Annotated in this window: 2 protein-coding genes; both read left to right on the top strand. The window is 70.7% G+C overall.

Going from position 1 to position 22,461, the window contains the following annotated elements:
* Positions 1 to 23: 23 nt before the first annotated feature.
* Complete coding sequence (locus tag ACIHAO_RS25520; protein WP_396561793.1) at positions 24 to 22,250, top strand: non-ribosomal peptide synthase/polyketide synthase; 22,227 nt, start codon at positions 24 to 26, stop codon at positions 22,248 to 22,250.
* Complete coding sequence (locus ACIHAO_RS25515) at positions 22,247 to 22,456, top strand: MbtH family protein (RefSeq protein ID WP_007029404.1); 210 nt, start codon at positions 22,247 to 22,249, stop codon at positions 22,454 to 22,456. The genes ACIHAO_RS25520 and ACIHAO_RS25515 overlap by 4 nt, the downstream gene beginning before the upstream one ends.
* The last annotated feature ends 5 nt before the right edge of the window (positions 22,457 to 22,461 follow it).

The following is a 22,461-nucleotide window of genomic DNA, read 5'->3' as shown; positions in this document are numbered from 1 at the left end:
TGAACGGTGGAGGCAAAACCCCGATGAACCGCGGCTTTCCCCTGACCCCGGCACAGCGGGGGATCTGGCTCGCCCAGCAGCTCGACCCGGCCGATCCGGTCTACACGATCGGCTGGGTCACGGAGCTTCGCGGAGACGTCGACCTCGCCCGGTTGGGTGAGGCCGTTCGGCGGGCGGTCGCGGAGGCGGAGTGCCTGCACGTCACGGTCGGGCTGGAAGGCGACACGCCGGTCCAGCGTCCGGCCACTCCCGGTGATGTCACCGTCCTCGACTTCACCGCCGAACCGGATCCGGAGCGCGCGGCCGACGAGTGGGCGCGAGCCGAACTGGCCGTGGTCGCCGATCTCACCCGAGGGCCGCTGACCGCGCACACGCTGCTGGTGCTGGCCGCGGACCGGGTCCGCTGGTTCCAGCGCTACCACCATCTGGTGATGGACGCGTACGGGCAGGCGGTCCTGACCCGCCGCGCCGCGGAGCTCTATTCGGGCACCGCCGACGAGGTTTCCTGGCCGCTCTCGGGGTTCGTCGAGGCGGACCATGACGAGCAGGCCGACCGCGCCTATTGGCTCGGCGAACTCGCGGGGAGGCCGAACCCGGTGCGGCTGCTCGGCCGCGCGTCGTCCGGGCGGATCCGGCTGCGACGGCATTCGTGGGAGCTGCCCGCGGCGAAGTCCGGGACGGTGCGGAAGTTCGCGCTCGACGCCGGAACGAGGCTGTCCCGCGTCGCGATCGCCGCGGTGGCGGCCTACGCCCACCGGGTGACCGGTGCCGAAGACCTCGTCCTCGGCCTGCCGGTCACCGCACGCACCACCCGCGCCCTGCGCGAGCAGCCGGGCATGGTGTCCAACGTCCTGCCGCTGCGGTTGAGCGTGCGACCCGAGACGACGCCGGCGCGGCTGGTCGCGCAGGTCGCGGAGAAGGTTTCCGCGCTGCTGGAGCACAGCCGGTACCGCGGTGAGGACCTCGCCCGCGAACTCGGTGCGAGCGGCGGGGTGCACGAACTCGTCGGGCTGAGCGTGAACTACATGGCTGTGGACGGCGAACTCGCGTTCGGCGACGCGAGCGCCACCGTGCACAACCTCGAACTCGGCCCGATCAGCGACGTCGCCATCGCCGTCTACGACGCGGGTGAGGGACGAGGGCTGCGCTTCGACTTCGACGCGGACGCGAATGTCTCGTCCGACGACGAACTCGCCGAACACCGCCGCCGGTTCGCCGCGGTGCTGGACGCCCTGGTGGCGGGCCCGGACCTGCCGCTGGCCGCGATCGACCTGCTCTCGGTGGAGGAACGGGCCGGGGTGCTGGAGCTCGGGACCGCGGTCGCGGACTCGCCGGAGGTGTCCTGGCCCGAAGCGTTCGACCGGGTCGTGGCACGGAAACCGGAGGCCGAGGCCGTCGTCTGCGAGGACGTCCGGCTGACCTACGCCGAGGTCGACGCCGCCGCCAACCGTCTCGCCCGGCTGCTGAGGCGACGTGGCGTCGGTGACGAGGACGTCGTCGCCGTGGCGATGCCGCGTTCGGCCGATCTCATCGTCGCGCTCCTCGCCGTCATGAAGGCCGGGGCCGCGTATCTCCCGCTCGACCTCGACCATCCCGAGGATCGCCTCGCGTACATGCTCCACCACGCCGGCGCGAGAATTGTCGTGTCCACAAAGGACGAGTCCGCCCAGCTGCCGTCCGGTGTGGACGTCGAGCGGGTCCTTCTCGACGATCCGGCGATCACCGCCGAACTCGCCGCACTGGACGCGTCCACTGTGGACGTGAGCGGGATCTCGCTGAACCAGGCCGCGTACGTCATCTACACGTCGGGTTCGACGGGGAAGCCGAAGGGCGTGGTCCTGTCGCACGACGGGATCGGCAGCCTGATCAGCACGGCGACCGAACGGATCGGCATCGGCGAGGACAGCCGGGTGGTGCAGTTCGCCTCGACCGGATTCGACGTGACGGTCTGGGATCTGGTCATGTCGCTGTGCGTCGGCGGAACGCTGATCGTGGTGCCGTCGCACCGCCGGGTCGCGGGCGTCGAACTGACCGGCTACATCGCCGGCAACGCGGCGACGCACATGATCCTGCCGCCGTCGCTGGTCGCGGCCTTGCCGCCGGAGTGTGAACTGCCGAAGGGCGCGGTGCTGATCGTCGGCACCGAGACCGTGCCGCCGGAACTGATCGCGCGCTGGGCGGAAGACCTGAACGTCGTCGCCGCGTACGGGCTGACCGAGGCGACGGTGAACTCGACGTTGTGGGCGGCCGAGCCGGGTTGGACCGGGCCGATCCCGATCGGCGGACCGGATCCGAACACCCGCTGCTACGTTCTCGACACCGCGTTGCGGCCGGTCCCGGTCGGCGTCGAGGGGGAGTTGTACGTCGGTGGCCGCGGTCTCGCGCGGGGATACGCCGGACGTCCGGGGCTGACGGCGGAACGCTTCGTCGCGGATCCCTTCGCGGGCGGCGGCGAGCGCATGTACCGCACCGGTGACCGCGTCCGCTGGCGCGCGGACGGGAACCTGGACTTCCTCGGCCGCACTGATCACCAGGTCAAGATCCGCGGATTCCGGATCGAACCGGGGGAGATCGAGTCCGCGCTCGCCGGATACGCCGGGGTCGAGCGGATCGCCGTCGTGCCGCGCGAGGTCAAGCCGGGGGACCGGCGCCTGGTGGCGTATGTCGTCCCCGAGGCGGACGCGTCGCCGTCGCTGCTCAAGGAGTTGCGCGGGCACGCGGAATCGGCGCTGCCGCACTACATGGTGCCGTCGGCGTTCGTGGAACTCGACCGGCTTCCGATCATGCCGAACGGCAAACTGGACCGCACCTCGCTGCCCCTGCCCGGCTTCGGCGCCGCCGCCACCGGTCGCGCGCCGCGCACCGAGCGGGAACGGATCCTGTGCGGCGTCGTCGCGCGGGTCCTCGGGCTGGACTCGGCGGGCGCGGATGACGACTTCTTCTCCCTCGGTGGCGACAGCATCCTGTCGATCCGGCTGGTGCTGGGCGCGGCGGAACATGGCCTCGCCATCACGCCGCGCCAGGTGTTCCAGCACCGGACTCCCGAGGCACTCGCCGCCCGCGCGGACGCCGTGTCCACCGCTGAGTCCACTGTGGACGAGCTGCCGCTGCTGGAGCTGACCGGTGCCGAACGCGCGGCGCTCGCCGAGTACGCCGACGTCCTGCCGGTCACGCCGCTGCAGGAAGGGTTCTTCTTCCACGCGGAGTTCGAAGGCGGCACGGCCGCCGACATCTACACCGTGCAGGAGGTGCTCGACCTCGAAGGGGACGTCGACGCCGGTGCGCTGCGCCGATCGGCCCAGGCGCTGCTGGACCGGTACTCATCGCTACGGTCGGGCTTCCGGCAGCTCGACGGCGGCCAGGTGGTCCAGACGGTGACCCGGCACGCCGAACTGCCCTGGCGCGAGGTGGCCGCCGATGACGCCGCGGAAGCCTTCGAGGCGGACCGCACGCGCCGGTTCGACTTCGCCCGGCCGCCGCTGCTGCGGGCGACCTTCACGCGGCTCGGGGAAGATCGCGCCAAGCTGGCGCTCACCTTCCACCACATCATCGCCGACGGCTGGTCCGTCGTGGTGCTGCTCCGCGAACTGCTGGCGGGACACGCGGGCACTCCGCTCCCGGAACCCGGCACGCGCGCGGACCACCTGCGGCGGCTCGCGGCGCGCGATCACGATGCCGCGCGCGAAGCCTGGCGGACGGCGTTGTCCGGAGTGGACGAACCCACCCGGCTGATCGAAGGCCGGGACACGGCCGGGCGACGACCGTCGCGGCTGCACCTGAGCCTCGGCGAGCGGGCGACGGCGGAGCTGTCCGCCATGGCACGCGCGCACGGGCTCACCCTCGGCACCGTCCTGCACGGCGCCTGGGGACTCCTGCTCGGCGGGCTCACCGGCCGGGACGACGTGCTGTTCGGCAGCACCGTCTCCGGCCGCGACAGCGGTGCCGCCGGCCTCGAGTCGGCGGTCGGCCTGTACATCAACACGGTGCCGGTGCGGCTGCGCTGGTCCGCGTCCGAAACCGTCGCCGCCGTGCTGCGGCGATTGCAGGACGAGCAAGCGGCCTTGCTTGAGCACCAGCATCTCGGCCTCGGTGAATTGCAGCGGATCGCCGGTGCCGGGCAGGAAGAGCTGTTCGACACGCTCGTGGTCGTCGAGAACTTCCCGCGTGATGACGAGCGCGCGTCCGGACCCGTGCGCCTCACCGGCGTGGAGGTCACCGACGCGGTGCACTTCCCGGTCGCGGTGATCGCGACCCCGGGCGAAGACCTGGGGTTCAGCCTCAAATTCGACGCCGCCCGGATCGACGCGGTCGCGGCAGGGCAGCTCGCGGAACGGTTCGCCCGGCTGCTGGAGACGCTGACCGCGAACCCGGGTCTGCCGGTCGCCGCCCTCGACCTCCTCTCGCCCGCCGAACGCGGCCGCCTGGCCGAACTCAACGCGACCTCGCATCCGGTGCCCGAGCGCACGCTGGCCGAGGCCATCGCCGAGCAGACGGCCAGGACGCCGTCCGCGACGGCCGTGCTGTTCAAGGACACCGAACTGTCCTATGCGGACCTCGACGCCCAGGCGGAGAACCTGGCCCGCAGGCTGCGTTCACTGGGCGCCGGTCCCGAAGAGGTCGTCGCCGTCGCGGTGCCGAGGTCGGCCGAGCTGATGGTCGCCCTGCTGGGTGTCCTGAAAGCCGGGGCCGCGTACCTGCCGGTCGACCTGGACTACCCGGCCGACCGGCTCGAATACATGCTGGCCGATTCCGGCGCGCGGCTCGTGCTCTCCGAACCAGGAACGGCCGCGCGGATCCCTGCCGTCGCCGGGCTGACACAGGTTTCCGTGACCGGCGAACCCGCCGCAGGCGATGTCCCGGGTGTGCCCGCGGGACCGGACAACACCGCGTACCTGATCTACACCTCCGGGTCGACGGGGCGGCCGAAGGGCGTGGCCGTCACACATCGCGCGATCGTCAACCGGCTCGCGTGGACGCAGCACGAGTACGGCCTCACGGCCTCGGACCGGGTGCTGCAGAAGACGCCGTCGAGTTTCGACGTGTCCGTATGGGAGTTCTTCTGGGCGCTGTGCGAAGGCGCGACCGTGGTGATGGCCGAACCGGACGGCCACCGCGACCCGGCGTATCTCGCCAGGGTGATCCGGGAACGGGAGATCACCACCCTGCACTTCGTCCCGTCCATGCTCGCCGCGTTCCTGGGCAGCGACGAGGTCACCGGCGACCTGGGCTCGTTGCATCAGGTGTTCTCCAGCGGCGAGGCCTTGACCGGCGAGATCGCCGCGCGCTGGCGCTCGCTCACCGGCGTCCCGCTGCACAACCTCTACGGCCCGACCGAGGCCGCGGTGGACGTGACCTTCTTCGACGCCACGGGTTTCGAAGGCGCGTCCGTCCCCATCGGACGTCCGGTGTGGAACACGCGGGCGCACGTCCTCGACGGCTGCCTCCGCCCGGTGCCCGACGGCGTGGCGGGCGAGCTGTACCTCGCCGGTGTCCAGCTGGCCCGCGGCTACCACGGGCGGCCCGGTCTGACCGCCGAACGCTTCGTCGCCGACCCGTTCGGCGAACCGGGACAGCGGCTGTACCGGACCGGTGACCTGGTCCGCCGCCGCGCCGACGGCGAACTCGAATATCTCGGCCGCACCGACCGTCAGGTGAAGATCCGCGGTAACCGGATCGAACTCGGCGAGATCGAGGCCGTGCTCGCGGCGCAGCCGGAGGTCACGGCCGCCACGGTGGTGGCGAAGGACGGCGCGCTCGTCGGCTACGTCGCCGGCGGAGCGGATCCGGAACGGCTACGGGCCGCCGTCAGCGAGGCCTTGCCCGCCCCGATGGTTCCGCGGGCGTTCGTCGTCCTCGACAAGTTCCCGTTGACCCCCAGCGGAAAGCTCGACGTCCGCGCCTTGCCCGCGCCCGAGGTCGGCGTGTCCGTGGCCGCGCCCGAGAACGACCAGGAACGCGCCCTGGCGCGGATCTTCGCGGACGTCCTCAGCCTGGACACCGTCGGCGCCCACGGGGACTTCTTCCTGCTGGGCGGCGACAGCATCTCGTCGATCGCCGTGTCGAGCCGTGCCCGGCGGGCCGGATTCGAACTGAGCCCCAAGGACGTTTTCGAACTCCGGACCCCGGCCGCGCTCGCCGCTGCCGCGACGCCGGTCGAACCGGTGGCCGACGCCGACGGTATCGGCCCGCTCCCACTCCTGCCCGAAATGCTTCGGTTGCGTGAGCTGGGCGACGCGGTCCAGCCGGAATCGGTGCTGCTGACCCTGCCGACCGGCGCCGACGTCGAGACACTCGCCGCGGCCCTGCAACTCGTCCTCGACCACCACGACGGCCTGCGGCTCGAACTCTCGAAAGTCGCATCGGTGCTGTGGTCGCTCGAAATCCGTCCACAAGGGACGGTTCTGGCGACCGATCTGCTTCGCCACGGGGCCGGGCCGCTCGAAGACGAGTACCGGGACGCCGTGGATAGGCTCACGGACAACCTGCTGCAAGCCGTCTGGTTCGACGAGCCGGGCAGATTGCTTCTGGTGGCGCATCCCGCGGTGCTGGACGCGCGGAGCTGGACAACGCTGGCAGCCGATCTCGCGATCGCCTGGCAAGCCGTGACCGGCGGCCATCCGCCGGTGTTCACGCCGGTGACGAGTTCGCTGCGGACCATCGCCCGCCGGATCACCGAAAGCGCACAGGATCCGGCGCTGCTCGGCGAAATCGAGCACTGGGCCGAGACTCTGGCGCCCGGCTCCGCCGCGATTTCCGGCGACGTCGCCGAACGCCGCGTCACGCTGTCCATCGAGGACACCCGGACGCTCGTCGACTCGCTGCCGTCCACTGTGCACGGAGACGTGACCGACGTTCTTCTGACGGCGTTGAAGGCCGCCGTCGACGGCGATCTCCTCGTCGACCTTCACGGTCGCGTAGAGGCGCCAGGCACCGTCGGCGCGTTGACGTCGGTCCGCCCGGTGCGGATCACCGCGACCGGCGAACCGCTCGCGATGCTCAAGGCCGTCAAGGAGACGGTCCGGAAGACACCCGGCGGCTACGGCTCGCTGCGTTACCTCAACGCCCAGACCGGGCCGCTGCTCGCCGGGCTCGCGAAACCGTCGATCGCCCTGCGCTACGACGGCCGGATCCCGGCCGGGCAGGGGGAGTGGCAGGTCGCCGGGCACGCGGCGGCGCCCCCGGCGGGTGACCACGTCCTGCGGATCGGCGTCGCCTGCGAGGAGACCGAGGACGGGCCGAGGCTGACGGCGACGTTCGCCGGCCCGGCCGGAACGCTCGCGGACCGCTGGGTCGCCGCCTTGCGGGAGCTCGCGGCGGTGGACACGGACGTGCCGGTGGGGCTCACGCCGTCCGACCTCGAACTGGTGTCGCTGACCCAGGAGGAGATCACGCGCGTCGAGCGGTTCAGCCCGCTGCCGGTCGCCGACGTCTGGCCGCTGTCCCCGCTCCAAGAAGGCCTGTTCTTCCACTCCAGCTACAACTCCGACCGCGTCGACATCTACACGATCCAGGAGGCGATCGACTTCGATCACCGCCTGGACGCCGGGAGGTTGCGCTCGGCGGTGTCCGCGCTGCTGCGCCGGATCCCGAGTCTCGGCGCCGGTTTCACCAGTGAGGGGCTGCGAGGGCCGGTGCAGTTCGTGGCGGCCGGCGTCGAGCCGCCGGTGTCCGAAGTGGACCTTTCGGCGCTGTCCGAAGACGAACGGCGGGAGCGGCTCGACGGCCTGATGGCCGAGGACCGCGCGACGCGGTTCGACCTCGGCGCGCCGCCGCTGTTCCGCCTGAAACTGGTCCGGCTCGGGGACGGGCGCGACCGGGTGGTGTTGAACCGGCATCTGCTGCTCTGGGACGGCTGGTCCGCCTGGCTCTTCATCGAGCAGCTGTTCGCGCTCTACGACCTCGGCGGGGACGACCGCACGCTGCCCGCGGCGGGATCTTATGTGGACTTCCTGCGCTGGCTCGACCGGCAGGACATCGAGGCAGCCACGGGAGCGTGGCGCGAGGCGCTGTCCGGGCTGGCGGAGCCGACCGTCATCGGTCCGGAGGGCCGGGACCTGGTGCCTGCCACCCCGGTCAACCTGGACACCGTGCTCCCGTCCGGTCTGAGCCGCGGATTGCGTGAGCAGGCCAGGCGGCACGGACTGACCGTCAACTCCGTGCTCAACGCGGCTTGGGGCCTGGTCCTCTCGACGATGACCGGACGGCACGACGTCGTGTTCGGCGCCGCGGTCGCGGGCAGGCCCGCGGCGGTGCCCGACATCGAGAACACCATCGGCCTGTTCCTCAACACCGTGCCCACCCGGGTGCGGCTCGACGCGGCCGAGTCGGTTCTGGACCTGGTGCGGCGCTTGCAGTCCGAGCGCATGGACTTGACCCCGTACGAGTTCATGAGCCTCGGTGTCCTGCAGCGGGAGGCCGGGCACCGCGTCCTGTTCGACACGCTCTTCGTGCTGCGCAACGCCGACGGTGACGAACGGCGCGACGGACTCCGTCACCGGCACGGCATCACCGGTCTGCTCAACATCGACGCCACGCACTACCCGCTGACCCTGGTGGTCACGCCGGGCGAGGAAATCCGGATCACACTGTCCTATCGGGACGACGTGATCGACGCAGATGCGGCCGCCTCGGTGCTGGGCCGCTTCACCTCACTGGTCGAGCAGATCGTCGACGACCCGGCGAAACCGGTCGGCGCGCTGGCCACGGTGTCCATTGAGGACCGCGCCGCGCTGGAGGCGGGCTGGGCCGAAGCCGAGCACCCGGTCATCGAGAACACGATCGCCGACCTGCTGGCGGTTCAAGCGGAACGGACGCCGGACTCGATCGCCTTGGTGTTCGGCGAAGAACGTCTGACGTACGCGGAACTGGATGCGCGTATCAACCGGATGGCCCGGCTGCTGCTGGCGAAGGGGGCCGCGCCGGAGCAGGTGATCGCGCTAGGCCTGCCCCGGTCGATCGACATGGTCGTCGCGCTGTTCGCCGTGCTGCGCACCGGCGCGGCGTACCTGCCGCTGGAACTCGACTACCCGGCCGACCGGCTCGCGGTGATGCTGGAGGACGCGAGGCCGCTGTGCCTTGTGTCCACAAAGGACGTCTCGGCGACACTCCCCGGCGACACGTCGCGGGTCCTGGTCGACGACCACGAAGACAGGGCGTTCGGCGGCGGCCCGATCTCCGACGCCGAGCGCCCGCTGTTCGCGCGCGGCCGCGCGGACCGCATGGAGCATCCGGCGTACGTCATCTACACCTCGGGCTCCACGGGCAAACCCAAGGGCGTCGTCACGCCGTACCGCGGCCTGACGAACATGCAGCTCAACCACCAGGGCGCCATCTTCGCCCCGGCCATCGCGTCGGCGGGCGGACGGCGGTTGCGGATCGCCCACACCGTGTCGTTCGCCTTCGACATGTCCTGGGAAGAGCTGTTGTGGCTCGTCGAAGGGCACGAGGTCCACGTCTGCGACGAGGAACTGCGGCGGGACGCGCGGGCGCTCGTGGCGTACTGCGACGAGCACGAGGTCGACGTCGTCAACGTGACGCCGACGTACGCCCACCTGCTGATCGAGGAAGGGCTGCTGGAGGGACACCGGCCGGCGCTCGTGCTGCTCGGCGGCGAGGCGGTGTCGGAGTCGGTGTGGAACCGGCTGCGGGACACCGACGGCACCTACGGCTACAACCTGTACGGCCCCACCGAATACACGATCAACACGCTCGGCGGCGGCACGACCGACAGCGACACCCCGACCGTCGGCAAACCGATTTGGAACACCCGCGCCTACATCGTCGACGCCTGGCTCCGGCCGGTCCGGGACGGGGTCGCGGGCGAGCTCTACATCGCGGGTGAGGGATTGGCCCGCGGCTACCTCGGGCGTCCCGGCCTGACCGCCGAACGGTTCGTCGCCGACCCGTTCGTGTCAGGGGGCGGGCGCATGTACCGCACCGGTGACCTGGTGCGCCGCCGTCCGGACGGGAACATCGACTTCCTCGGCCGTACCGACGACCAGGTGAAGATTCGCGGCTATCGCGTCGAACTAGGTGAGATCGAGACCGCGCTCAGCCGATACCCCGAGGTCGCGCAGGCCGCCGTCCTCGCGCGGCCCGATCCGTCTGCGCCCGGCCTGCAGCGGCTCATCGGCTACGTCGTCCCGGCCGAGCTGAGCGGGGACGCGCGGGCGGAGGCGGAGGCCGACCAGGTCGGCGAATGGCAGCAGATCTACTCCGACGAGTACACCGAGATCCCGACGGCCCTGTTCACCGAGGACTTCGCTGGCTGGGATTCCAGCTACGACGGTGCGCCGATCCCGCTGGAGCACATGCGGGAATGGCGGCAGGCGACCGTCGACCGGATCGCCGAACTGAAGCCGGAACGGGTGCTGGAGATCGGCGTCGGCACCGGGCTGCTGATGGGGCAGATCGCCCCGATGGCGCGGGAGTACTGGGGCACCGACCTCGCCGCGCCGGTGATCGCGAAGCTGAACCGCGAACTGGAACGGGATCCGGAGCTGGCGGCCAAGGTGAACCTGCGCGCCCAGCCGGCGCACGTGTTCGACGGCCTGCCCGGCGGCCGGTTCGACACCATCGTGATCAACTCCGTCATCCAGTACTTCCCGAGCGTCGACTACCTGACCGACGTCATCACGAAGGCGATCGGCCTGCTCGCGCCCGGCGGCGCGCTGTTCGTCGGCGACGTCCGGAACCTGCGCCTCGCCCGCGCGTTCCACACCGCGATCCAGCTCACCCGCGCCGACGCGACCTCCGACGTCGCCCAGGTGCGGCGCGCGATCGAACGCGGTGCCGCGCTGGAGAAGGAACTGCTGATCGACCCGGACTACTTCACCGCGCTCGCACGGCGGCTTCCGGACGTCGCCGCGCAGGTCCGGATCAAACGGGCCCGGCTGCACAACGAGCTGAGCCGGTACCGCTATGACGCGGTCCTGGTCAAGGCAGCACCGACCCTTTCGGTCGCCCAGGCGCCACGTCTGTTCTGGGACGAGGTGGGCTCCCTCTCGGTCCTGGAAGAGCAGCTCGCCGGTACCGAAACGCTGCGCGTGAGCCGGATCCCGGACGCCCGGCAGGTTCCGGAGGTCGAGGCGACACGCGCCCTGGACGCCGGTGTACCGCTCATCGACGTCCTCGCGTTGTTCCGCGGTGACGACGGGATCGAACCGGAGGACGTGCACGAACTCGGTGACCGGCTCGGGTTCCGGGTGTACTGCACCTGGTCCGCGGACGGCGCTTTCGAGGCGGTGTTCGTCCACAAGGGACAGCCGGACTCGCTGGTCACCGGGGTGCATCAGCCCGTTTCGGTCGGCACGAACCTGGCCAAGTACGCCACGAGCCCGACCGCGGCCCGCGGTGGCGGCGAACTGGTGCAACGCCTGCGCGATCGGCTCAAGACGGAACTGCCGGACTACATGGTCCCGGCCGCGTTCGTCACGCTGGGCTCGCTGCCGCTGACCGACAACGGCAAGCTCAACACGCGGGCGCTCCCGGACGCCGACCAGACGGTGCGCCTCGCCGAAAGCCGCCCGGCCGAGACCGCCGAAGAAGAGACGCTGTGCGCGCTCTTCGCCGAGGTCCTCGGACTGGACGGGGTGGGTGTCGAGGACAACTTCTTCGACCTCGGCGGGCATTCGCTGCTCGCCACCCGGTTGATCAGCCGCGCCAGGACCGAACTCGGCGCGGAACTGGCCATCCGTGACCTGTTCGAGGCGCCGACGGTCGCCGAGCTGGCCGCTCGCGCGGGTGCCGGTGAACCGGCGCGGCCGGCGGTGGTCCGTGCCGAGCGCCCGGAACGCGTCCCGCTTTCGGCGGCCCAGCGCAGCCTTTGGCTGGTCGACCGGATGGAAGCGAACGCCGTCGCATACAACTTCCCGCTGACCTTCCGGTTGCGGGGCGACCTCGATCTCGACTCACTCCGGCTGGCGCTGGGCGACGTCCTCGGCAGGCACGAAGTCTTGCGGACCGTGTTCGTCGAGCACGACGGGGAGCCCTACCAGCGCGTTCTCGACGCGCCCGAGACCCCGTTCGCCGTGGAGGAGTGCGACGAGGCCGGATTGGAGGCCCGCATCGCCGAGCTCTCGCGGACACCGTTCGACCTGGCACGGGAAATCCCGGTCAGGCTGAGGGTGTTGCGGCTCGGTGAGGGTGACCAGGTGATCTCGCTGGTCCTGCACCACAGCGCGACCGACGAATGGTCCGACCGGCCGTTCCTGAGCGACCTGACCTCGGCGTATGAAGCCCGGCTCGGCGGCGAGAGTCCCATGTGGACGGACCTTCCGGTTCAGTACGCCGACTTCGCCTTGTGGCAGAAGGACTTCCTCGAACAGCGCGGCGCCGCACAGGTCACCTTCTGGGCCGGCTCCTTGATCGGCGCGCCGGACGAGCTGACGCTGCCGCTGGACCGTCCGCGTCCACTCCGGCCGACCGGACGGGGCGGGAAGGTCAAGTCCCGGCTGTCCGGCGAGCTGTCGGCCGCCGTGCGAGACCTGGCGGCGAAAGCCGGGGCGAGCCCGTTCATGGTGCTCCAAGCGGCGGTGGCCGCACTGCTGCACCGGACCGGCGCCGGGGACGACATCCCGCTCGGCGCCCCGATCGCGGGACGAACTGACGAACGACTGGAGCAGCTCGTCGGGTTCTTCGTGAACACGCTGGTGTTGCGGACCGACCTGTCGGGCGAGCCGACGTTCGCCGCGTTGCTCGACAGGGTGCGCGAGGCTGATCTCGCCGCGTTCTCGCACGGCGACCTGCCGTTCGAGCGGGTCGTCGAGGAGCTGAACCCGCCCCGGGTGCCGGGCCGCAACCCGCTGTTCCAGGTGATGGTGGGCTACCACCGGCAGAGCGACGCGCACGACGTGCTCGGGCTGCCCGCCGAGTGGTTCGAGATGGACACCGGCATGGCGAAGTTCGACCTGCACTTCACGATGGTCGACGGCGGGGACACCGCCACGCTGATGCTGGAGTACGCCGAGGATCTCGCCGACGAGTCGACGGCCGAGCGGCTGCTCACCCGCCTCACGTCGCTGCTGGAGCAGGTCACAGCCGCACCGGACCGGCCCGTCGCGGCGCTCGACGTCCTCGTCGGCGATGAGCTCGCGCGGGTGACCGAGTGGAACCGCACGGCTCGTGAGGTCCCGGTCGCGACCCTGCCGGAGTTGTTCGAGGCGCAGGTGGTGCGGACGCCGGACGCTCCTGCCGTGGTGTTCGAGGACACCGAGCTTTCGTACGCGGAGTTCAATGCGCGTGCGAATCGGCTGGCGTGGTGGTTGGTCGAGCAGGGTATGGGTGCGGAGTCGGTGGTGGCGGTGTCGCTGCCGCGGTCGATCGATCTGGTCGTCGCGCTGTATGCGGTGCACAAGGCCGGTGGCGCTTACCTGCCGGTCGACCGCGACTATCCGGCGGACCGCGTCGCGTTCATGCTCGAAGACGCGGCCCCCGCTGTCGTCCTCGACGAACTGCCCGTTCTGGACGGCTACTCCGTTGAAAACTTGGGCCGGGTGGTCGATGCGTCGTCTCCGGCGTACGTGATCTATACGTCGGGTTCGACGGGTCGTCCCAAGGGTGTGGTGGTGCCGCATTCCGGGATCGTGAACCGTCTGTTGTGGATGCAGGACGAGTACGGTCTTGCGGCGGATGATCGGGTGTTGCAGAAGACGCCGTCGAGTTTCGATGTGTCGGTGTGGGAGTTCTTCTGGCCGCTGATCACCGGCGCCACGCTGGTGGTCGCCAAACCCGAGGGACACAAGGACCCGGCGTACCTCGCGGAGCTGATCCGCACCGCCGGGATCACCACCGTCCACTTCGTCCCGTCGATGCTCGCGCTGTTCCTGGAGACCGCGGAGTGCACCGGGTTGCGCCGGGTGATCTGCAGTGGCGAGGCGCTGCCGTCCGAACTGGCCGCCCGCGTGGACGTCCCGCTGTACAACCTCTACGGCCCGACCGAAGCGTCCGTCGACGTGACGGCCTGGCAGGCCGGTGCGGAGACGACGCCGACCGTCCCGATCGGACGTCCGGTGTGGAACACGCGGACCTACGTGCTGGACGCCCGGCTGTACCCGGTTCCGCCGGGTGTCCCCGGCGAGCTGTACCTCGCCGGTGTGCAGCTCGCTCGCGGGTACCTGGCGAGGCCGGGGCTGACCGCCGAGCGGTTCGTCGCCGACCCGTTCGGTGGCCCGGGGGAGCGCATGTACCGCACCGGGGACCTCGCGCGCTGGTCCGCCGACGGCGTTCTCGAGTTCCTGGGCCGGGTCGACGACCAGGTCAAGATCCGCGGCTTCCGGGTCGAACTCGGCGAGGTCGAGGCGGCGCTGACCGCGTCCGGGTCCGTAACGCGTGCCGTGGTCGTCGCCAGGGAAGACCGGCTGGTGGCCTACGTCGTCGGTTCGGCGGACGGGCTTCGTGAGGCGGTGGCGACGAAGCTGCCGGAGCACATGGTGCCGTCGGCGTTCGTCGTCCTCGACGAGATCCCGCTGACCCCGAACGGCAAACTCGACCGCAAAGCACTCCCAGCGCCCGAGTTCGCGGCCACCGAAGGCCGTGCACCGCGGAACGCCCGGGAAGAAGCCCTGTGCGTGTTGTTCGCCGATGTGCTCGGCGTCGAGCAGGTCGGGATCGACGACGGGTTTTTCGCGCTTGGCGGGCATTCGCTGCTGGTGATGCGCCTGGTCAGCCGGATCTCGGCCACCCTGGACGCCACCGTGTCGGTCCGTGACGTCTTCGACGCCTCCACCGTCGCGGCGCTGGCGGAACGGCTCGCCGACCCCTCGGACCGGCCGGCCTTGAGCGCCGGGAACCGGCCGGAAGTGTTGCCGCTTTCGCCCGCCCAGCAACGGCTGTGGTTCCTGTACCAGCTCGAAGGAGTCACGCCCACCTACAACATCCCGCTCGCCTGGCGTCTGCACGGCGAGCTGGACGCGGAGGCGCTGCGCGCGGCGATCGGCGACCTCGTCGAGCGGCACGAACCGCTGCGGACCGTGTTCGCCGAGGAGGGAGGCGTCGCGGCGCAGCGGATCCTGGCCGACGCACGTCCGGAGGTTCGCTTCGAGGACGCGGGTGACCTCTCGGCGCAGTTGTCCGCCGGAGCCGGCCGCGGATTCGCCCTCGACGCGGAACTCCCGATCCGGGCCGCGATCTTCACCGTGTCCGCGCGCGAACACGTCCTGCTGCTGGTGCTCCATCATGTGGCGACGGACGAGTGGTCACACGGACCGCTGATGGCAGACCTGGCCACGGCCTACGAGGCGCGTCTGGCCGGAGTAGCTCCACAGTGGACAGAACTTCCGGTCCAGTACGCGGATTATGCGCTGTGGCAACGCGAACTGCTCGCCTCGACGGCGTCCGGGCACCTCGAGTTCTGGCAGGAAGCACTGGCCGGTCTGCCCGACGAACTGGCCCTGCCCGCGGACCGGCCACGGCCGGCCGAGTCGAGCCACCGCGGCGGTCTCGTCACCTTCCCGATCGACGGTGGGCTCACCGAGCGCCTGCGAGAGGTCGCCCGGCGGCACGACGTCAGCATGTTCATGCTGGCGCAGGCCGCCGTCGCGGCACTGCTGCACCGGCTCGGCGCCGGGGACGACATCCCGCTCGGCGCGCCGAGTTCCGGCCGCGTCGACGAACGACTGGAGCCGCTGATCGGCTTCTTCGTGAACTCGCTCGTGCTGCGCACCGACCTGTCCGGCGACCCGGCGTTCGGCGACCTGCTCGCCCGGGTGCGTGCGACGGATCTCGCCGCCTTCGAACACCAGGACCTGCCATTCGAGCGCCTGGTCGACGCGGTCAACCCGGAACGCTCGCTGGCCAGGCACCCGTTGTTCCAGGTGATGGTGGTCTACCTGCCCGAATCGGGCGACGAGCTGGAACTGTCCGGTCTTCGTGCGGTCCAGGAGGACTTCGCGCAGGGCGTGGCGAAGTTCGACCTCGAATTCGGGTTCCTGGAGAACAGTGACGGGATCTCGGGCGCGATCGAGTACAGCGCCGATCTGTTCGACCACGCCACGGCGGAGTCGTTCGCGCGGCGGCTGGTCGCCGTTCTGGAGCAGGTGGCCGCCGATCCGGCGATCCCGGTCGGCGAACTCGACGTCCTCGGTGAGGATGAGCGCACGCTGATCGAGCGTTGGAACGACACCGCGCGCGACGTTCCGCCGGTGACGTTGCCGGAGTTGTTCGAGGCGCAGGTGGTGCGGACGCCGGACGCTCCTGCCGTGGTGTTCGAGGACACCGAGCTTTCGTACGCGGAGTTCAATGCGCGTGCGAATCGGCTGGCGTGGTGGTTGGTCGAGCAGGGTGTGGGTGCGGAGTCGGTGGTGGCGGTGTCGCTGCCGCGGTCGATCGACCTGGTCGTCGCGCTGTATGCCGTGCACAAGGCTGGGGCGGCGTATCTGCCGCTCGACACGGACTATCCGGCCGACCGGCTGGCGTTCATGCTCGACGACGCGTCACCCACGGTCGTGCTTGACACCTTGCCTGACCTCGATGGCTACTCCGTTGAAAACTTGGGCAGGGTGGTGGATCCGTCGTCTCCGGCGTACGTGATCTATACGTCGGGTTCGACGGGTCGTCCCAAGGGTGCGGTGGTGCCGCATTCCGGGATCGTGAACCGTCTGTTGTGGATGCAGGACGAGTACGGTCTTGCGGCGGATGATCGGGTGTTGCAGAAGACGCCGTCGAGTTTCGATGTGTCGGTGTGGGAGTTCTTCTGGCCGCTCATCACCGGCGCGACACTGGTGGTCGCCAAACCGGACGGTCATCGCGATCCGGCGTATCTCGAAGCGCTGATCCGGGATCAGCGGATCACGACCCTGCACTTCGTCCCGTCGATGCTGGAAGCTTTCCTCGCCGAAGAGCCGGGATGGCACGGCGTCCGCCGGGTCCTGTGCAGTGGCGAGGCACTGCCGCCGGAACTGGCCGCCCGAGTCGACGTCCCGCTGCACAACCTCTACGGCCCGACCGAAGCATCGGTGGACGTGACCTCGTGGGAGGTCGTCGATGACGTCGGTGGCTCTGTTCCCATTGGACGTCCGGTGTGGAACACCCGCGTCCATGTGCTGGACGCCAGGCTCCGGCCGGTTCCGCCGGGCGTGGCGGGCGAGCTGTACCTCGCGGGTGCGCAGCTCGCGCGCGGCTACCTCGGCCGGGCCGGGCTGACCGCCGAGCGGTTCGTGGCGAACCCGTTCGCCGCGGGGGAGCGCATGTACCGCACGGGCGACCTCGCGCGATGGCGTGCCGACGGCGCGCTCGAGTACCTCGGCCGTGCCGACGATCAGGTCAAGCTGCGCGGGTTCCGGATCGAGCTGGGCGAGATCGAGTCCGTGCTCTCCGCACGGGTGGTGCTGCGGGAGGGCAGGCTCGTCGCCTACCTGACCGGCGCGGCCGACGTCGAAGAGACCCGGCGGCTGGCCGAGGCCGCTTTGCCGGAGTACATGGTGCCGTCGGCGTTCGTGGTGCTGGACGAGTTCCCGTTGACCCCCAACGGGAAGCTCGACCGCAAGGCGCTGCCCGCGCCGGACTTCGCCGTCGCGGTCACCGGCGACGCACCGCGCACTCCGCGCGAAGAACTGCTGGCGTCGCTCGTCGCCGGTGTGCTCGGGCTGGAGAAGGTCGGCGTCCACGACGACTTCTTCCGCCTCGGCGGTGACAGCATCGTCGCGATGCAGCTGGTCGGCCGGGTGCGGAGCGCCGGGCTGCTGCTCAGCCCGCGTGACGTCTTCCGGCACCGGACCGTCGCGGCGCTGGCCGAGGTCAGTGCGGTGCGGCTCGACGCGCCCGCGCCGGCGAACCGCAAGCACTTGGTGGAGCTCGAAGCGGGCGAACGCGCCGAGATCCTCGACGTCGCGCCGGACACGGCCGAGGTGTGGCCGCTGACGCCGTTGCAGGCAGGGCTGCTCTTCCACGCGACGATGGACGGAGACGGACCCGACGTCTACACCGTCCAGGTGTCCTTTGATCTCGAAGGACCGCTCGATCCGGTGCGGCTGCGCGAGGCCGCCCAGTCCCTCGTCGACCGGCACGCCGTCCTGCGCACGGGCTACCGCTACCTCGCTTCCGGCCGTCCGGTCGCGTTGGTGGCGCGTTCGGTCACGGTTCCCTGGCGTTTCGTGGACTCGGCGGGCGACTTCGAAACGGCGATGGCACATGACCGGCGCCGCTTCGATCCGGCAGCCGCGCCGCTCCTGCGGTTCCTGCTCCTGGCGTTGCCGGACGGGCGGCATCGGCTGGTGTTCACCCACCAGCACGTCCTGCTCGACGGCTGGTCGGTCCCGCAGCTGTTCGCCGAGCTGTCCCAGCTCTGCGCCGGTGCCGACGCGGCGCCGTCACGGCAGTACCGCGACCATCTCTGCTGGCTCGGTGAGCAGGACCGGGAGGCGGCGGAAGCCGCTTGGCGGCAGGCGCTCGACGGGCTGACCGAGCCGACGCACCTCGTCCCGCACGACCCGCAGCGGACACCGGCCCTGCCGGACCGGTTGTCGCTGGAACTGCCGGAGCAGGCGACCGCGGCGCTGGCCGTCCTGGCCCGCTCGCGTGGCCTGACGCTGAACACGCTGGTCCAGACCGCGTGGAGCATCGTGCTCGGCAGGCTGACCGGCCGGTCGGACGTCGTGTTCGGCGCGACGGTCGCCGGACGCCCGCCGGAACTGGCCGGGGTCGAGCGGATGCTCGGCCTGTTCATCAATACGATCCCGGTGCGGATCGTGCTCGACCCGGCCGAGAAGCTGGGCGCCCTCCTCGACCGGGTCCAGGACGAACAGTCCGGATTGCTGGCGCACCAGCACTTCGGGCTCGCCGACATCCAGCGCGGCGCCGGGCTGGGGGAGCTGTTCGACACGCTGATGGTGTTCGAGAGCTACCCGGGCGCGGACGAGGACGAAACCGGTGCCGGGCTGCGCGGAGAGATCGTGCGCCACGACGACTCGACGCACTATCCGCTCACCTGGGCGGTGGAACCCGGCGCGCGGCTGAAGCTCACGGCCGAATACCGCTCCGACCTGTTCGACGCGGGCCTGCCGGAACGGCTTCCGGCCGCGATGGAGCGGGTGCTCGCCGCCATGGTGTCCGATGTGGACGCCCCGGTCGGCAGGGTCGACATCCTGACAGAGGCCGACCTCGACCTGATCGTGCGCGAGTGGAACGGGACGGCGCTCGCCGTCGAACCGTCCACTGTGGCCGGCCTGTTCGAAGCACAGGTACGGCGTTCACCCGACGCGACGGCGGTGGTGTCCGGTGAGGTCTTCTTGACCTTCACCGAGCTGAACGAGCGTGCCAACCGGCTTGCCAGGGCGCTGGTCGCCCACGGCGTCGGCCCGGAGGACTTCGTCGCCTTGGCGCTGCCGCGTTCGGCGGACGTGCTGCTGGCGATCCTCGCGGTCCACAAGGCGGGGGCGGCGTACCTGCCGCTCGACCCGGACTACCCCGTCGAACGGCTGGCCGCGATGCTCGCCGACGCGCGGCCCAAGGTGGTCCTGACCGAACCCGAGCTGCTGGAGTCGTTGCCCCGGACCGAGATCGAGACGCTGGCGCTGTGCGCGCTCGTCACCGAGGATCGGCAGGCGCACGACCTGACCGATCGGGACCGGGTCCGGCCGCTCAGCCCGGAGCATCCGGCGTACGTGATCTACACGTCGGGTTCGACGGGGACGCCCAAGGGGGTCGTCGTCCCGCATCGCGGTGTGGTGAACCTGTTCCACAGCCACCGGGCGACGTTGCACCGGCCCGCGGTCGAGGCCACCGGCAAGCCGCACCTGCGGGTCGGGCACGCGTGGTCGTTCTCCTTCGACGCCTCCTGGCAGCCGCAGTTGTGGCTGCTCGACGGGCACGCCGTGCACATCGTCGACGAGGAGACCCGGCGCGACCCGGAGCTCCTGGCCGCGATGATCTCCCGGGACGGCTTCGACTTCATCGAGGTCACGCCGTCGTTCTTCGCGCAGATGGCGGAAGCCGGACTGCTCGACGGCGACCGGTGCCCGCTGGCCGTGGTCGGTGTCGGCGGCGAAGCGGTGCCCGAGAGCCTGTGGCGCCGTCTGGCCACTTTGGACGGCACCGAGACCTTCAATCTGTACGGGCCGACGGAGTCCACAGTGGACGCGCTGGTCGCGCGGATCGGTGACAGCGAGAAGCCGCTGGTCGGCCGTCCGGTCGCGAACACCCGCGCCTACGTGCTGGACGCGGCGCTGCGGCCGGTGCCGCCAGGGGTCACCGGCGAGCTGTACCTCGCCGGCTCCGGTCTGGCCCGGGGCTACCTCGGGCGGGCGGCGCTGACGTCGGAGCGGTTCGTGGCGGATCCGTTCGGCCCCGCGGGCGCCCGGATGTACCGCACCGGCGACCTCGCCCGGTGGACCGCGGACGGGCGGCTGGACTTCGGCGGCCGCGCCGACGACCAGGCGAAGATCCGCGGCTTCCGGGTGGAACCCGGCGAGATCGAAGCCGTGCTCGAGCGGCACGACGACGTCGCACAGGCCGTCGTCCTCGTGCGTGAGGATCGTCCGCGGGTCAAGCAGCTGGTGGCGTACGTGGTGTCCACTGTGGATCTCGCGGACCTGCGGCGGTTCGCGGCCGAGACGTTGCCGGAGTACCTGGTCCCGGCGGCGTTCGTCGCGCTCGACGCGCTTCCCGTGTTGTCCAACGGGAAACTGGACCGCAAGGCGCTGCCGGCGCCGGACTACTCGGAGCTGGCCGGTGGCCGGGCGCCGGAGACCCCGCTGGAGAAGACGTTGTGCGGGCTCTTCGCGGAAGTGCTCGACGTGCCGGAACTCGGCGCCGACGACGACTTCTTCGCGCTCGGCGGGGACAGCATCGTCGCGATGCGGCTGGTCAGCCGGGCTCGCGCGGCCGGGCTGAAGATCACGCCGCACGAGGTGTTCGCGCGCCGGACCGTCGCGGCGCTGGCCGAGGTCGCCGAAAGCCTGACGGCCGACGACGTCGTCGTGCCGACGCCGATCATGCACGCGCTGCGCGAACTGGGCGGGCCGATCGACGGTTATCACCAGGCGGCGTTGCTCCAGACGCCGTCCGGGATGACCGGTGAGCAGCTGAAGGCCGTGCTCGGCGCCGTCGTCGCACGGCACGACATGCTGCGCGCGCGGCTCGACCGGTCGGTGGACGGCTGGGCGCTCCGCGTAGCCGAATCCGTCGATGTCCGCATCGAACGCGTCGAAGTCGAAGGTGATCTGTTCGCTCTGATCGAGCGGCACGCGGAGCCGACTCGCGCGAGGCTCGACCCGGACGCCGGCGTGATGGTGAGCGCTACGTGGTTCGACGCGGGATCGTCGGGGCCGGGCCGGTTGCTGCTGATGATTCATCACCTGGCGGTCGACGGTGTCTCATGGCGGATCCTGTTGCCGGATCTCGTTTCCGCCTGGGACGCGGTCGCCCTCGGCCGGACGCCCGAACTGTCCCCGGTGGACACTTCGTTCCGGCGATGGTCGCAAGTACTGTCCACACAGGACCGTCAGGGCGAACTGGGCCGGTGGAAAGCCGTGCTGGGTGGCGGGGATCCGATCCCGCTGGACCGGCCACTCGACCCCGCGCGGGACGTGCAGGGAACCGTGAAGAAGGTGTCGCTGACCCTGCCCGCCGAGCGGACGGCCCCGCTCCTGTCCCGCGCGACCATCAACGACGTCCTGCTCACCGGCCTCGCGCTGGCCGTCACACGGTGGCGCGGGGACGGGGGACACGCGGTGCTGGTCGACGTCGAGGGGCACGGCCGCGAGGAGGAACTCGCCCGTGGCGCGGATCTTTCGCGGACGGTCGGCTGGTTCACCTCAGTCGTGCCGGTATGCCTCGACCTCGGCGACCTCGACCTGGACGACGCGTTCGCGGGCGGAGCCGCCGCCGGTATCGCGCTCGAGCGGGTCCGGGCGCACCTCGACGGGCTGCCGGACGGCGGCATCGGGCACGGTCTGCTCCGGTATCTCGACCCGCGCACCGGTCCTGAACTCGCCAAGTTCGCGAAGCCGCAGATCGAGTTCAACTACCTGGGCCGGATCGGCGTCCCCGAGACGACCGACTGGTCGTACGCGGCGGAGGCCGAAGCCGCCGAACTCGGCGCGGACGACGGGATGCCCGTCTCGCACGCGCTGACGATCAACGTCCTGGCCGAGGACCGCCCCGGCGGCCCCGAACTGGCCGCACACTGGTCATGGCCGGAGGCCGTGCTGACCGAAGAGTCGGTGCGGGAACTGGCGGAAGGCTGGTTCCTCGCGCTCCACGCGCTCACCCGCCGGGCTGATTCACCGGCTGTACAGAAGGAGAACAAGGAATGACGAACCCGTTCGAGAACCCCGACGGCACATACCTCGTGCTGGTCAACGACGAGGGCCAGCACAGCCTGTGGCCCGAGTTCGTCGAGGTCCCGGCGGGCTGGACCACGAAGTTCGGCCCGGCCTCGCGTCCGGAGTGCCTGGAGTACGTCGAGACCAACTGGACCGACCTCCGTCCCGCTTCGCTCGTCAAGGCCATGGAGTCCTGACCGCT

Source organism: Amycolatopsis sp. NPDC052450 (assembly GCF_044547565.1).
GTDB lineage: Bacteria > Actinomycetota > Actinomycetes > Mycobacteriales > Pseudonocardiaceae > Amycolatopsis.
The sequence above is the reverse complement of the archived record's forward strand: the minus strand, read 5'-3'. Positions and strand labels throughout refer to the sequence as shown.